This window comes from Bacillus sp. 0909A, from assembly GCF_036765115.1.
In the GTDB taxonomy this organism is placed as follows: domain Bacteria; phylum Bacillota; class Bacilli; order Bacillales; family Bacillaceae; genus Bacillus; species Bacillus mojavensis.
This window is the reverse complement of the sequence record NZ_JBAIZU010000002.1, coordinates 439,912-453,438: the sequence shown is the minus strand read 5'-3', so window position 1 is coordinate 453,438 and position 13,527 is coordinate 439,912. Positions and strand designations below refer to the sequence as shown.

The window sequence follows — 13,527 nt, the reverse complement described above, 5'->3', positions numbered from 1 at the left end:
AGGTGAAAACAGATGAAATTTGAACATTCTCAAGTGCTGCAGGAACTGCCTAAACAATTCTTTGCTTCTCTAGTGCAGAAAGTGAATCGAAAGCTGAAAGAAGGACATGATGTCATTAATTTGGGGCAGGGGAATCCCGATCAGCCGACGCCCGAGCATATCGTGGAGGAAATGAAGCAAGCCGTTGCTCAGCCCGAAAATCATAAATACTCATCATTCCGAGGTTCGCACAGTCTAAAATCAGCAGCAGCGGCATTTTATAACAGAGAATACGGCGTTCAGCTTGATCCGGAAACTGAAGTAGCCGTATTATTCGGCGGGAAAGCCGGTCTTGTCGAGCTGCCGCAATGCCTGCTAAATCCTGGGGATACAATTTTGGTTCCTGATCCCGGTTATCCGGATTATTGGTCCGGTGTCACGCTTGCGAAAGCGAAAATGGAAATGATGCCGCTCACTAAGGAGAAAGCATTTCTTCCTGAATACGCAAGCATTCCCGCTGACATAAGAGAACAAGCGAAATTGATGTACTTGAATTATCCGAATAATCCGACAGGAGCCGTCGCTACCGCAGAATTTTTTGAAGAAACGGTGAGTTTTGCGAAAGAAAATGAAATCTGTGTGGTCCATGATTTTGCCTACGGGGCAGTGGGCTTTGACGGACACAAGCCTTTAAGTTTTTTGCAGACTGAAGGCGCTAAGGATATCGGAATTGAAATTTACACACTGTCCAAAACATATAATATGGCGGGCTGGCGGGTCGGTTTTGCAGTTGGAAATGCCTCGGTCATAGAAGCGATCAATCTTTATCAAGACCATATGTTTGTCAGTCTTTTCAGAGCAACCCAGCAGGCTGCTGAGACGGCACTCCTATCTGAGCAGACTTGCGTAGCGGAGCAAAATGCCCGATATGAAAGCAGGCGCAACACTTGGATAGCAGCATGCCGGGAAATCGGCTGGGATGTAACAGCACCGTCGGGTTCATTTTTTGCGTGGCTGCCGGTGCCTGAAGGCTATAGCTCTGAGCAATTCTCAGATCTCTTGCTTGAAAAAGCGAATGTGGCGGTGGCAGCTGGAAACGGCTTTGGTGAATATGGAGAAGGGTATGTCAGAGTGGGGCTCTTAACGAGTGAAGCTAGGCTCAAAGAAGCAGCTTACCGAATTGGCAAACTGAACCTGTTTACCCAAAAAAGCATTGACAAGATTCTTTAACGGTGGGATAATTCAAAATAATTTATAAAATCTATATTTTCTTATCAAGAGCAGGCAGAGGGACGAGCCCGATGAAGCCCGGCAACCGACTTGTAAAGCACGGTGCTAATTCTTGCAGCTGGCGGCTGAGAGATAAGATTCGGACGAGAAACGAAACCTCTTTAGACGCATTGCTGTTTGAAGAGGTTTTTTATATGGGTTAAAAAATGAAAGGAGCTCTGGCATGAGTGAATTATTAGCAACATATCTCCTGACCGATCCGGGAGCCGACACGGTGAAAAAAGCAGAACAAATCGCAACAGGGTTGACGGTGGGCTCTTGGACTGATCTGCCTTTGGTGAAGCAGGAGCAGATGCAAAAGCATAAGGGACGGGTTGTGAAGGTCGAGGAGAGAGAGGGACATCTTACATCAGGAAAACAAGCGGTCATCACAATTGCTTATCCCGAGGTAAATTTTTCACAGGATATTCCGGCATTGCTGACAACTGTGTTTGGCAAGCTGTCGCTGGACGGAAAAATCAAATTAGTAGATCTCGAATTTTCCGAAGCGTTTAAGCGTACACTTCCGGGACCGAAGTTTGGCGTATACGGCATCCGGAAAATGCTTGGAGAGTTTGAAAGACCGCTGTTAATGAGCATTTTTAAAGGGGTCATCGGAAGGGACCTGAGTGATATTAAAGAACAGCTCAGGCAGCAGGCGCTGGGCGGGGTTGACTTAATCAAAGACGATGAAATTTTCTTTGAGACGGGTTTAGCACCTTTTGAAACAAGAATTACAGAGGGAAAACAAATGTTGAAAGAAACATACGAGCAGACCGGCCATAAAACGCTGTATGCAGTGAATTTGACTGGAAGAACGGCTGAGCTTAAAGATAAAGCAAGACGCGCCGCTGAATTGGGAGCGGATACGCTTTTATTTAATGTCTTCTCTTACGGTTTGGACGTCATGCAAAGCCTTGCGGAAGATCCGGACGTATCAATCCCCATTATGGCGCACCCTGCAGTCAGCGGGGCATTCACGTCCTCGCCGTTTTATGGGTTCTCCCATGCCCTTTTGCTCGGAAAATTAAACCGATATTGCGGCGCTGACTTCAGTCTGTTTCCTTCTCCATACGGTTCTGTTGCGCTTCCGAGAGAAGACGCGCTGGCGATTCATGAAGAATGCGTAAGAGAAGATGCCTTTAATCAGACATTTGCCGTTCCGTCTGCTGGCATTCACCCTGGTATGGTTCCGCTTTTAATGCGTGATTTCGGCATTGATCATATTATTAACGCCGGAGGAGGCATACACGGACATCCAAACGGCGCCCAAGGCGGGGGCAAAGCGTTCAGAGCTATGATTGATGCGGTTTTGGAGGCGCAGCCGATTGAAGAAAAAGCCGGTCAATGCGAAGATTTGAAGCTTGCGCTTGATAAATGGGGAAAGGCTGAAACCGTATGACGTCTCAAAAACCGTTGATTATATGTGATTTTGATGGAACCATCACGATGAACGACAACATTATAAACATTATGAAAACATTCGCTCCGCCGGAGTGGACTGCGTTAAAAGACGGTGTGCTCTCCAAAACAATGTCGATCCAAGAAGGCGTCGGACGAATGTTCGGCCTTCTGCCGAGCAGCTTAAAAGAGGAGATTACGAGATTTGTAATAGAAGACGCAAAAATCCGGGACGGCTTTCAGGAATTTGTCGCATTTGTTAATGAGCATGAACTCCCGTTTTATGTTGTAAGCGGGGGGATGGACTTTTTTGTCTATCCGCTGCTTGAAGGAATTGTTGAGAAAGATCATATTTATTGCAACCGTGCGTCATTTGAGAATGAATTCATTCATATTGATTGGCCTCATTCTTGCAAAGGCACATGCACCAATCAATGCGGGTGCTGCAAGCCGACTGTTATTAACGAGCTTTGTGAGCCGGATCAATACATCATCATGATCGGTGACTCCGTTACCGACGTGGAGGCGGCAAAGCTGTCTGATCTTTGCTTTGCAAGGGATTATTTATTAAATGAATGCAAGGAGCATCATCTGAATCATATTCCTTACCATGATTTTCATGAAATAAAGAAAGCAATTGAAGACGTAACGGAGGTAAAGAAATGGCTGCAAAACAAGAGCGCTGGGGAGAACTTGCCGAAGTAAAACGGGAATTGGCAGAAAGAGATTGGTTTCCGGCGACCAGCGGCAACCTGTCCATCAAGGTTTCCGATGAGCCATTGCAATTTCTCGTAACGGCGAGCGGAAAAGATAAACGAAAAGAAACGGATGAAGACTTCCTGTTGGTGGATCAGAACGGAGAGCCTGCCGAAAGCGGACATCATCTCAAACCGTCAGCGGAAACGCTTTTGCATACGCACCTGTACAATAAAACAAAAGCCGGATGCTGTCTTCATATTCATACGGTAAACAATAATGTCATCTCAGAGCTGTATGGAGATCAAAAACAAATCACTTTTAAAGGACAAGAAATTATAAAAGCGCTTGGCCTGTGGGAAGAGAATGCAGAAGTATCCATTCCAATTATAGAAAATCCGGCTCATATTCCGACTCTCGCAACGCTTTTCGCGGATCAGGTTACTGGAGATTCAGGAGCTGTCCTGATCCGGAACCATGGCATTACTGCTTGGGGAAGAACAGCATTTGAAGCGAAAAGAGTGCTTGAAGCATATGAATTTTTATTCAGCTATCATTTGAAACTGAAAACACTCCAGCATCAGCTGGTTAAATAAAAGGGGGAACCGCAAATGGCAACAATTCGAATTCATGATGAGGCAAATACAACAATTGAAAATCAAGAAGAAGTGGTAAGCTTTCTGGACAGTCAAGAGGTAATCTATGAGCAATGGAATATCGCCAAGCTCCCTGAACAGCTTTCAGAAAAATATGACCTGTCTGAAAAAGAAAAACAGCAAATTCTTGACACCTTCGACGCCGAAATTAAAGATATCTCAGCCCGCCGCGGCTACAAAGCTCAAGATGTCATCTCTTTGTCTGACGCTAATCCGAAACTGGATGAACTGCTTGAAAACTTTAAAAGAGAACATCACCATACAGACGATGAAGTCCGTTTTATCGTAAGCGGCCACGGAATTTTCGTCATTCAAGGCAAGGACGGCACATTTTTTGATGTCCGTTTAAATCCTGGAGATTTAATCTCAGTACCTGAAAATATCCGCCATTACTTCACGCTTCAAGAAGATCGCAAAGTTGTGGCGGTGCGGATTTTTGTTACATCTGAAGGCTGGGTTCCGATTTATGAAAAAGACAGCGTAAACCAATAAGAAGAAAAAGCCCCGTTTATAAAAGCGGGGCTTTTTGATTTATCGTAAACGCCATTCCTCGTATTGGGACATTTCTTTTTTGATCAGCGTCCAAATCAAACCGAGAATGGCAGCATCGTCAAGAATTCCTATACCGAGCACGAAGTCCGGAATCATATCAATCGGCATGATGATGTAAAAGACAGCAGCTGTCAGAAGCAAAAGTGTTTTCATCTGTGAACGGGGATAGTCACCGTTTCGCCAATCACGTAGCATTTGACAAAAGACCGTAATATGATTGATTAATTTTTTGCGGGTTTTTCTTTTCAGAATAGCTTTTCCGCCTGCTGCACCGAGCATTATCGCTTTTTTTTTCTTCATTTAGCATACCTCCTGCCTGCCGGTGTGTTTAAGATCGTCTTCGTCTGGGTATTGTTCTTCTAATCCTATCAATATATCTATTATAAATGAAAAATTAAGTTATTTAATAAAAATATGTTTACAAATAAAGTATAATCTGTAATAATGCACAATAACCCAATCAAACTTGTTTCCTATTTCTTAGCGGCGAGGGGTGAATTGAATGGGCTGTTCTTCTGAACAAGAAAGATTGCTGGTGTCTATTGATGAAAAAAGAAAGTTAATGATAGACGCCGCTAGTAAGCAGGGATTTACAGGGCATGACACAATCAGACACAGTCAGGAGCTGGATTCTTTAATGAACGAATACCACCAGCTCATGCAAGAAAGCGAACATTCCCAAGGAATTCAAGGCCTTGTGAAGAAATTAGGCTTGTGGCCCCGAAGAGACGTCATGCCTGCATATGATGCACATAAATAGCGGCGCTATCTGATGCATATATAAAGAGAGAGCTTTTCAGAAGCGCTCTTTTTTTCTGGGAAAATTTCATACGAAAGAGGGAACTGATGAAAGAACTGGCGGTAGTCATTACTGAAATGATAAACCAATTTCATGATGCTTTTATTTCGATATGCGGGATGCTTGGCATTCAATTAACCGACAAAGAAATGCATTTTTGGGTAATTGGGATATTTGGCATCTTCTTTTTCGCTGTCACTCACGCTGTATTTACATGGCTTTCTAAATGGAGCTTGACGGCTTTGTCCTTTATCTATACCGTAACGATCATCATTGTGATCGTATTTGCAATTGAGATTCAGCAAAAAGTGACCGGACGGGGAAATATGGAGTTTTTAGATGCAACAGAAGGGTTAAAAGGCTTTTTGGTGTTCTTTGTCATCTTTTTGCTTTTAAAAATGCTTCTGCGTTTGATCCGATTCTTCTTTTCAGGAGGAGCTGTAAGCAAGGGGAATGGAAATACCCGTTCCCGAAAATAAAATAAGCCCTCCTGAGACTGTCAGGGGGCTAGGAAGAGGAGACGGGGAGGGTAATGGTAACCTCGGTTCCTCTTCGTACTTCACTTTCTATATGAATGGAACCTCCGTACATCAGAACGATCCGTTTACATACGACAAGCCCGAGGCCGGTTCCTTTTTCTTTAGAAGTGACAAATGGAAGAAAGATATGTTCCAGCATTTCCTGTGATATCCCTTCGCCGTTATCCATCACTTTTATAATGGCCTTTTTATCAATTGCTCCTAAAGAAATTGTGAGTTTGCCGCCTTCCGGCATAGACTCAAGGCCATTTTTCGCAACATTCAAAATGACCTGTTTAATATGGTCTTTTGTACATTTTACTTTTAGAGGTTTATCAGTTAAAAATGTTAACTCTACCTCCACATTATATAAATTTCCTTCAGAATAAATGATCGGCATAATTTCTTCGATAATATCCTGAAGCGAGTTAAGCTCCCATTTCTCAGCTGTCGGTTTTCCGAGAACTAAAAACTCACTCACGATTTGGTTGATACGTTTAATCTCTTGGTCGATAATTGAAAAGTAAAGCTGATCCTCTTCACCTTTATATTTCTTTTGCAACAGCTGAATAAAACCGCTTATGCCGGTGAGCGGATTGCGGATTTCGTGAGCCGTGCTGGCAGCAAGCGTTCCGATCAGCTCTAATTTTTGCTGCTCATTTTCCGAGCGCTCCAGTTGGGTCCGCCGCTTCAGCAAATAATAAAGCACAAGAATAAAAAGAATATTCAGCAAAACGATAATACAGGAAAGAGGAAGCACAAGGCTTTTACTCAGCTCCTCTATTGAGACAGGATTCGGGTATACTTTCATATTCCAGCTGATATCATCGAGATAACCGCTGACAGGTTTTTGATCCTTGGCGTGAGAAGCCTGTCCGCTTGAGAAAATCAATTTTTCATTTTCGTTCACAACTTCAATATAGACATCAGGGCTCAGCAAGTTAATTAGGTTTTGCAGATAGTCAATTTGTATAGCTGCCACAAGATAATCTGTGACATTTTTCTTTTCGTCCAGCGCGGGAACACAAATTGTAAAAATCGGCTGGCCTGTAATTCTGCTTGAATAGCTGTCTGTAATGATAGTCTTTTTTGTTTGTTTTGCTTTTGTAAAAAAGGATCTGTCGGCCAGATTGACTTTAGTTTTTAATTCTGTTGCGCTGGCAGTGACATCTCCTTTGGCATTGAGCAAATAAAGACCGGAAAACCTTGGTTCGGAATCAAACGTTTTTTCTAAAACAGTTTTCATTTTTTTAATATCTATCGGTCTGTCGATAGCAATAGACAAGGAAGTCATTCTCGCTTTTGTTTCGCCGATTAAATAATTTATTTTGTTGCGGTGAAGATTCAGCATAACACTGGCTTCTTGCTTATGTTCGGCAGCTATTGTTTCTTTTTCCTTTTCATATACGAAAAAGCTTATGACGAGTGCCGGAATCACTACTAGTGCAATATAAAGCTTAATTCTCCCGCAGGCGCCTTTTAGTATTTTCAATTTGCATCGCTCCAACATACACCTGATTAGAGGTATTATATCATTGTTTCTTCTTGTTTAATAAGAAAAAATAACCAAAATAATTAAGAAAAACAAGTTGTTCACATGAATAATAAAAAAGAAGAGAAATATTGGAAAGATTTTTATTGACATTTCGGTATTTGTTTATTAATGTTTCTCTGTAACGGTTTCTAAAAGGATGATTGAGACATGACAGAAAAATCACTGAAGTTATTTATCGTGCTGTCGCGCGCGTATCGGTCTATTAATGATCATATGAATAAGCATATTCATAAGCATGGACTGAATCCTACTGAATTTGCTGTGCTGGAGCTGTTATATCATAAAGGTGATCAGCCGCTGCAGCAGATAGGGGATAAAATTCTCTTGGCCAGCGGGAGCATCACCTATGTCGTAGATAAGCTTGAGCAAAAAGAGCTCCTTATTCGGAAAGCATCACCTACAGACAGACGAGTAACATTTGCACAAATTACCGAAAAAGGCATCAGTCTTTTGGATGATATTTTCCCTGATCATGCAGCTGAGATTGATGAAATGATCAGTGTATTAAGCGAAGAAGAGGTTGAACTGTGCACTGAAATGTTAAAAAGAGTAGGATTAAACGCAAAACAGTTTCATAATAAGTAAAAAAAGGAAGCCTTGTTATAGATAAGGCTTCCTTTTTTACTATTTTTCATTTGTTTCCGCTGCGCCTCTTGGCAAGATGAGAACTTCAACCCGCCTGTTTTTGCTTCGGCCTTCCGCAGTTTTGTTGGAGGCCACTGGTTTATACTCCCCATAGCCTTTGGCACTGAAAACTTTGGCATCAAGCTTAGGGTTCTCAATCAGAAGCCCCATGAAGTTTACGGCTCTCATTACACTTAAATGCCAGTTCGACTGAAATTCTGAATTTCTAATCGGCATATTGTCTGTATGTCCGCTGATAATAATGTTTCTCGGCGGATTAATCACGAGAAGGTTTGAAATCTCTTTTGCAAGCGGAATGTCTTCCTTGCGGATGGTCGCTTTTCCTGAATCAAAGAAGATGCTGTCTTTAATCGTGATCAGAAGACCTTCCTTAGTCATCTTTGTTTCCAGCTGATGCTCCATCTTTTTATCTTTAATGAACTTTTCCACCTGGCTCTGCACATTTTTAAGTTCTTCTTGATCAGCTGCTTTTTCCTTTAGTTTCTTGTTTTCCTTTTTCTCTTCTTTTTCCTTTTCCACTTCATCGATTCCGTCTGACTCATTTTTAGGAGGGGTGACGCTGGAATAATCCAATACGCCGGTCCCGCCTGTAAAGACTTCATTAAATGATTTAGAAAGCATTTGAAACTTAGCTGCGTCAATCGAGCTGCTCGCGTACAGCACAATAAACAATGCTAGGAGAAGGGTAAGGATATCGGCGTAAGGAACCAGCCATGATTCATCAACGTGCTCGTCCTCATGCTTCTTCTTCTTTTTTCTCGCCATTTTGCGCCTCTCCTTCTCGTTCTGCAAATTTCAAACGGTCCTTCGCAGGAAGGTACATTAAAAGTTTTTGCTCGATCACTTTCGGTGCCTGTCCTTCTAAAACGGACAGGACGCCTTCAATCATAATTTCACGGAGCTTGACTTCCTGTTTTGACTTGCGTTTTAATTTGTTTGCAAAAGGATGCCATAATACATATCCCGTAAAGATACCGAGAAGGGTGGCTACAAAGGCTGCACTGATGGCGTGACCAAGTTCATCTGTATTGTCCATATGAGAAAGCGCGGCAATCAGTCCGATAACAGCACCGAGCACCCCAAGTGTAGGCGCGTAAGTTCCCGCCTGTGTAAAAATGGCGGCTCCGGCCTGGTGTCTGTCCTCCATCGCTTCTACTTCTTCAGTCATGATATCTCTGATAAATTCTGCGCTTTGCCCGTCAACAGCCATGCTGAGGCCGTTTTTCAGAAACGCGTCATCTACATTTTCAATACTTGCTTCCAAAGCCAGCAGGCCTTCACGGCGTGCAAGCTGAGCCCATTCAGAGAACATAGGAATGAGTTCTTCTATTGTCAGCTGTTTATTTTCTTTAAATAGCACACGGAACAGCACAGGCACTTTTTTAATTTCTTTCGTTGGGAACGCAATGACTACCGCTGATATCGTTCCGGCGATGATAATTAAAATGGCAGCGGGATTTGCAAGAGCAGCGAAACTGACGCCCTTCAGAACCATTCCCACACTCAATGCAACAAAAGCGAGAATAATACCGATAATCGAAGTTTTATCCATAATTTTCACCAAATCCTTTTTTACTAGCTTGTCTATGGTTAATATCGGTATCAGTGTCTGGAACTTTAGGGACATTGTGAAATTGTTCATGAAATATTCAAGGAAGATACATAGAAGGGAGAAATAAACAAACGCGGGCTTTTCAGCATGGAAAAGCCCGCGGGTTTAACGGTACCGGGATTGATTGGTGGGTATCTGATTCTCTAAACGGCTTTTGTCAGTAGAAATAGATATTCGTTATAGATAAACATGTTCCATCCCTCCTTAAGAAAGGGAAGGAATGACATGGTCTCGGACAAGAGAAGGATTTTACATAAATAGCGGCTTCCCTGAAAAGGAGGCCGCTGATTCTTATTTTGCATGAACTTTGATGTTATCATCTTCTGCTGTGACGTGAAAACTTGAAATCTCGTTATTGTCAAGCAGCAGATCAGTCATTTCATCCTCAATCCATTCCTGGATCGTTCTTCTGAGCGGGCGCGCACCGAATGAAGGATGGTAACCCAGTTCAGCTATTTTTTCTTTTGCTTCATCTGAAACACTCAAGCTGATGCCGCGTTCTGCCAATGTTTCTTCCAATTCTCCAAGAAGAAGGCTGACGATTTTGACCAGATGCTCTTTTTCAAGGGAACGGAATTCGATGATGCTGTCAAAGCGGTTGAGAAACTCAGGTTTAAAGAACATGCTGAGCGAATCAATTAATGTTTGTTCTTCAATCACGCTGTCTTCTGATTGGAAACCGACTTTCGTTTGTTTTTCACCGGTACCTGCATTGCTTGTCATAATAATGACGGTGTCTTTAAAGCTTACGGTTCTGCCTTGGCTATCCGTTAAGCGGCCGTCTTCCATAATTTGCAGGAACATATGCTGAACATCTGGGTGCGCTTTTTCAATCTCGTCAAGCAGCACGATGCTGTATGGATTGCGGCGCACTTTTTCCGTTAATTGTCCAGCTTCCTCATGGCCGACGTATCCAGGCGGTGAACCAATGATTTTAGACACGGCGTGTTTCTCCATGTATTCACTCATATCGAGACGGATAATGGCATCTTTCGTGCCGAATAATTCATCCGCCAGTGTTTTAGAAAGCTCTGTTTTCCCTACGCCGGTTGGTCCGACAAAGAGGAAGGAGCCGACTGGTCTGTTTTTTGATTTTAAGCCGGCGCGGCTGCGTCTGACCGCTTTTGCCACTTTTTGAACAGCCGCTTCTTGCCCGATGACGCGTTCATGTAGCTTTGCTTCAAGCTCTTTCATTTTTGTTTGCTCGTCTGCCTGCAGTTTTCCCACAGGAATGCCGGTTTTTTGTTCGACGATATCCTGAATGTGCTCAGCTTCTACTGTGACGGCGGTATGTGCGGAAGAGCTGTTCAGTTTTTTCTCCAGTGCGATTTCTTCATCACGGAGTGTTGCTGCCAATTCGTAATTCTCTTCTTCCAGCGCTTTTGTTTTTTCTGCTTCAATTACAGTCAGCCGTTCAGCTGCATCTTCATCATTTAAATCATCAATTAACAGGTTGGCTTTAGATCCAGCTTCGTCTAATAAATCAATCGCTTTGTCCGGCAGATGTCTGTCCTGAATGTAGCGTGCTGATAAAGTGACACATGCTTTCAGTGCTTCATCGCTGAATGTCACGCCATGGTATGCTTCGTATTTGTCTTTAATTCCTTGCAGAATGCTGATCGCTTGTTCAATTGTAGGCTCCTGTACCATGACAGGCTGAAAACGTCTTTCCAGCGCCGCATCTTTTTCAATTTGACGGTATTCTTTCAGTGTTGTCGCTCCGATGACTTGCAGCTCACCTCTGGCAAGAGCGGGTTTGAGAATGTTTCCTGCATCCATTGAGCCTTCTGCAGAGCCTGCGCCAACGAGAAGGTGAATTTCATCAATGAAAAGAATGACATTTTTGCGCTCTTTCAGCTCAGTGATCAGCTGTTTCATTCTTTCTTCAAATTGGCCTCTGATGCCAGTGTTTGCAACAAGGGATGCGACATCAAGCAAGTAAAGCTCTTTGTTTTTTAATTTATGTGGAACATCGCCTTCAGCGATTTTTAAAGCGAGCCCTTCTGCAATAGCTGTTTTCCCTACACCTGGCTCTCCAATCAGCACCGGATTGTTTTTGTTGCGGCGGTTTAGAATCTCGATCACACGCGCAACTTCTTCATCACGGCCAATGACAGGGTCAATCAGACCGGCTTTAGCGCCGTTTGTAATATTTTGCGCCAGCTCATCAAGTAAACCTTTTTTCTCGCTTGCTTTAGCTGCGCTTTGTTCTTTCGGCTGGAATGCTTGTTCAAAGGGAAAACCGAAAGATTGAGGACCCATGCTCATTGAAGGTTTACGAGTCAGTTCGTGATAGCAAGTTTCACATAAAACCATTTGTTTATGAACGGAATTTATTTGCATGTTAAGGCGAATCGTCGCCTCGTTTTGATGACAGTGTTGACAACGCATTTGCCAAAACCTCCTTATAAAATTTGATCATCTTTGACCAATTGATTTGGAAAAAAAAGGTCGATTTTTTTGACCAACTTTGACCAATAGAATAATAAAAAAAGTTGGCTGGTTTGACCTTCTTTGATTAATAGTATACTCTGACCTTTTTTGACTTTCAAGTCTTTTGCTCAAAAATATTTTTGAGTTGTTTCCACAGTAAAACTTGTTTTGTTCGTCTTTTCAAGGAACTTGTCTCATAGGCTATAAAAAGGCTAAAAGGACAATACTGCTGTTGGTTCGGAGGGGAGAAATGGAACAATCAAAAGGGTCTGCACATCAGCTCGCTTTTGTGTATGTTGGCACAGTAGTCGGAGCGGGATTTGCAACTGGCAGGGAAATTGTTGAGTTTTTTCTGAAGTTCGGCTGGTTCGGATTGCTTGGTATTATTATAAGCGGAGGAATGTTCACGTTTTTAGGCGCAAAGCTGATGATCATTTCAAAGCGAATCAATGCCAAGTCATATCAGGAAATGAATATATACTTGTTCGGGGAGGCTGCCGGAAGGATTATCAATGTCTTTATGCTGTTTGTTCTCCTCGGTGTCACATCTGTCATGCTGTCTGGCGCAGGGGCGCTTTTTGAGGAACAGCTTGGCATGTCCGCTCAGGTTGGAATGCTGATTACAATTGGATTAAGTTTGATTGTGATGACAAGAGGAGTAAAAGGTATTTTCGGTGTAAATGTGTTTGTTGTACCGCTTTTGATTATCTTTTCTATGATTGTGGTGGCCGACTCTTTTATTTTCAGTGAGACGCGGAATACAACTCAGTGGGTGTGGCCGCATCGATGGGACTGGCTATTATCAGCGGTGTCGTACGGCGCTTTGAATTTATCGCTTGCCCAGGCTGTTTTGGTGCCGCTGGCGAATGAAATGTCTTCAGAACAGGTGATAAGAAAAGGCGCTTTCATCGGAGGTACAATGCTGACAATTGTGCTTTCTGCTAGTTTTTTGTCTTTGTCGATGCTGCCGGATGTATTTTTGTATGATATTCCAATGGCTCAAGTGGTTTACCTCTTTGCGCGATCTGTACATTTGATTTACTTGTTGATTATATTCGGCGAAGTGTTCACGTCGGTGATCGGAAACCTTTATGGGCTGGAAAAACAAGTGAAAAGCTTTCTTCCTATAAAAAGTAAATATATTTTTGCAGCAATAATGATTACGGCTTATATCACGAGTCAAATTGGTTACGGCAAGCTCATTTCAACCATTTATCCATTGTTTGGCTATGTGAGCTTGGCCTTTATAGGCGCTTTGGTCTGTAAAAAGGTTCCCCGGCACAGTTTGTAGTCAAAATGTTTATACGTATATAATAATGAAGCAAACGGTTATGCTGGACTCTGCGCTAGCCAGGAATTGATGTGTTTTTGCTGTGTAGAAGAATCAAGCGAAAGAAATGAGAGAGGCTTTT

At 42.8% G+C, this 13,527-nt stretch carries 14 protein-coding genes and 1 riboswitch; of the genes, 9 read left to right on the top strand and 5 right to left on the bottom strand.

Annotated elements, in window-relative coordinates:
• Positions 1 to 12: 12 nt before the first annotated feature.
• From V6D42_RS07545 to V6D42_RS07525, 5 genes are all read left to right on the top strand, one after another.
• Positions 13 to 1,209 (top strand): pyridoxal phosphate-dependent aminotransferase, encoded by a 1,197-nt coding sequence (locus V6D42_RS07545; RefSeq protein WP_333512799.1) that lies wholly within the window; start codon positions 13 to 15, stop codon positions 1,207 to 1,209.
• 38 nt (positions 1,210 to 1,247) lie between these two features.
• Positions 1,248 to 1,348, top strand: a riboswitch (SAM riboswitch).
• A gap of 84 nt (positions 1,349 to 1,432) precedes the next feature.
• Complete coding sequence (gene mtnW / locus V6D42_RS07540) at positions 1,433 to 2,650, top strand: 2,3-diketo-5-methylthiopentyl-1-phosphate enolase (protein WP_333512798.1); 1,218 nt, start codon at positions 1,433 to 1,435, stop codon at positions 2,648 to 2,650.
• Positions 2,647 to 3,354, top strand: a complete 708-nt coding sequence (mtnX, locus tag V6D42_RS07535; RefSeq protein ID WP_333512797.1) for a 2-hydroxy-3-keto-5-methylthiopentenyl-1-phosphate phosphatase — start codon at positions 2,647 to 2,649, stop codon at positions 3,352 to 3,354. Before mtnW ends, mtnX begins: the two co-directional genes overlap by 4 nt.
• On the top strand, positions 3,312 to 3,941 hold the full coding sequence (locus tag V6D42_RS07530; protein ID WP_333512796.1) for a methylthioribulose 1-phosphate dehydratase: 630 nt from the start codon (positions 3,312 to 3,314) through the stop codon (positions 3,939 to 3,941). The genes mtnX and V6D42_RS07530 overlap by 43 nt, the downstream gene beginning before the upstream one ends.
• A 15-nt stretch (positions 3,942 to 3,956) precedes the next feature.
• Entirely contained in the window at positions 3,957 to 4,493 is a 537-nt protein-coding gene (locus tag V6D42_RS07525) for a 1,2-dihydroxy-3-keto-5-methylthiopentene dioxygenase (RefSeq protein ID WP_333512795.1), read from the top strand.
• Between the two features lie 39 nt (positions 4,494 to 4,532).
• Here V6D42_RS07525 and V6D42_RS07520 read toward each other — a convergent pair whose 3' ends face one another.
• Positions 4,533 to 4,853 (bottom strand): YkvA family protein, encoded by a 321-nt coding sequence (locus tag V6D42_RS07520; protein ID WP_333512794.1) that lies wholly within the window; start codon positions 4,851 to 4,853, stop codon positions 4,533 to 4,535.
• A 202-nt stretch (positions 4,854 to 5,055) separates the two neighbouring features.
• Here V6D42_RS07520 and V6D42_RS07515 point away from each other — a divergent pair, with 202 nt between their 5' ends.
• Positions 5,056 to 5,313, top strand: a complete 258-nt coding sequence (locus V6D42_RS07515) for an aspartyl-phosphate phosphatase Spo0E family protein (protein WP_010334007.1) — start codon at positions 5,056 to 5,058, stop codon at positions 5,311 to 5,313.
• Between the two features lie 86 nt (positions 5,314 to 5,399).
• Positions 5,400 to 5,831 (top strand): hypothetical protein, encoded by a 432-nt coding sequence (locus V6D42_RS07510; RefSeq protein ID WP_326217346.1) that lies wholly within the window; start codon positions 5,400 to 5,402, stop codon positions 5,829 to 5,831.
• 28 nt (positions 5,832 to 5,859) lie between these two features.
• Here the strand turns inward: V6D42_RS07510 and V6D42_RS07505 are convergent, their stop codons facing one another.
• Positions 5,860 to 7,380, bottom strand: coding sequence for an ATP-binding protein (locus V6D42_RS07505; RefSeq protein ID WP_333512793.1), 1,521 nt, complete (start codon positions 7,378 to 7,380; stop codon positions 5,860 to 5,862).
• Positions 7,381 to 7,572: 192 nt separating this feature from the next.
• On the opposite strand from V6D42_RS07505, the gene mhqR reads away from it, so the two are divergent.
• Complete coding sequence (mhqR, locus tag V6D42_RS07500) at positions 7,573 to 8,010, top strand: MarR family transcriptional regulator MhqR (protein WP_010334010.1); 438 nt, start codon at positions 7,573 to 7,575, stop codon at positions 8,008 to 8,010.
• Between the two features lie 39 nt (positions 8,011 to 8,049).
• On the opposite strand, the gene motB is transcribed toward mhqR, so the two are convergent.
• From motB to clpE, 3 genes are all read right to left on the bottom strand, one after another.
• On the bottom strand, positions 8,050 to 8,835 hold the full coding sequence (gene motB, locus V6D42_RS07495) for a flagellar motor protein MotB (RefSeq protein WP_029441222.1): 786 nt from the start codon (positions 8,833 to 8,835) through the stop codon (positions 8,050 to 8,052).
• Positions 8,807 to 9,622, bottom strand: coding sequence for a flagellar motor stator protein MotA (motA, locus tag V6D42_RS07490; RefSeq protein WP_029441223.1), 816 nt, complete (start codon positions 9,620 to 9,622; stop codon positions 8,807 to 8,809). Before motA ends, motB begins: the two co-directional genes overlap by 29 nt.
• A gap of 351 nt (positions 9,623 to 9,973) precedes the next feature.
• Entirely contained in the window at positions 9,974 to 12,073 is a 2,100-nt protein-coding gene (gene clpE / locus V6D42_RS07485) for an ATP-dependent protease ATP-binding subunit ClpE (RefSeq protein ID WP_333512792.1), read from the bottom strand.
• Positions 12,074 to 12,365: 292 nt separating this feature from the next.
• Between clpE and V6D42_RS07480 the strand changes: the two genes are divergently transcribed.
• Positions 12,366 to 13,406 carry a YkvI family membrane protein gene (locus V6D42_RS07480; RefSeq protein WP_333512791.1) on the top strand — a complete coding sequence of 347 codons (1,041 nt, stop codon included), beginning with the start codon at positions 12,366 to 12,368 and terminating at the stop codon, positions 13,404 to 13,406.
• Positions 13,407 to 13,527 lie beyond the last annotated feature (121 nt).

Excerpts from the sequence above, each read along its gene's own strand:
- mtnX (WP_333512797.1), top strand. The coding sequence starts at position 2,647 with ATGACGTCTCAAAAACCGTTGATTATATGTGATTTTGATGGAACCATC.
- mhqR (WP_010334010.1), top strand. The coding sequence starts at position 7,573 with ATGACAGAAAAATCACTGAAGTTATTTATCGTGCTGTCGCGCGCGTAT.
- motA (WP_029441223.1), bottom strand. The coding sequence starts at position 9,622 with ATGGATAAAACTTCGATTATCGGTATTATTCTCGCTTTTGTTGCATTG.
- motB (WP_029441222.1), bottom strand. The coding sequence starts at position 8,835 with ATGGCGAGAAAAAAGAAGAAGAAGCATGAGGACGAGCACGTTGATGAA.
- V6D42_RS07525 (WP_333512795.1), top strand. The coding sequence starts at position 3,957 with ATGGCAACAATTCGAATTCATGATGAGGCAAATACAACAATTGAAAAT.
- V6D42_RS07505 (WP_333512793.1), bottom strand. The coding sequence starts at position 7,380 with ATGTTGGAGCGATGCAAATTGAAAATACTAAAAGGCGCCTGCGGGAGA.
- mtnW (WP_333512798.1), top strand. The coding sequence starts at position 1,433 with ATGAGTGAATTATTAGCAACATATCTCCTGACCGATCCGGGAGCCGAC.
- V6D42_RS07480 (WP_333512791.1), top strand. The coding sequence starts at position 12,366 with ATGGAACAATCAAAAGGGTCTGCACATCAGCTCGCTTTTGTGTATGTT.
- V6D42_RS07510 (WP_326217346.1), top strand. The coding sequence starts at position 5,400 with ATGAAAGAACTGGCGGTAGTCATTACTGAAATGATAAACCAATTTCAT.
- clpE (WP_333512792.1), bottom strand. The coding sequence starts at position 12,073 with ATGCGTTGTCAACACTGTCATCAAAACGAGGCGACGATTCGCCTTAAC.
- V6D42_RS07530 (WP_333512796.1), top strand. The coding sequence starts at position 3,312 with ATGGCTGCAAAACAAGAGCGCTGGGGAGAACTTGCCGAAGTAAAACGG.
- V6D42_RS07515 (WP_010334007.1), top strand. The coding sequence starts at position 5,056 with ATGGGCTGTTCTTCTGAACAAGAAAGATTGCTGGTGTCTATTGATGAA.
- V6D42_RS07545 (WP_333512799.1), top strand. The coding sequence starts at position 13 with ATGAAATTTGAACATTCTCAAGTGCTGCAGGAACTGCCTAAACAATTC.
- V6D42_RS07520 (WP_333512794.1), bottom strand. The coding sequence starts at position 4,853 with ATGAAGAAAAAAAAAGCGATAATGCTCGGTGCAGCAGGCGGAAAAGCT.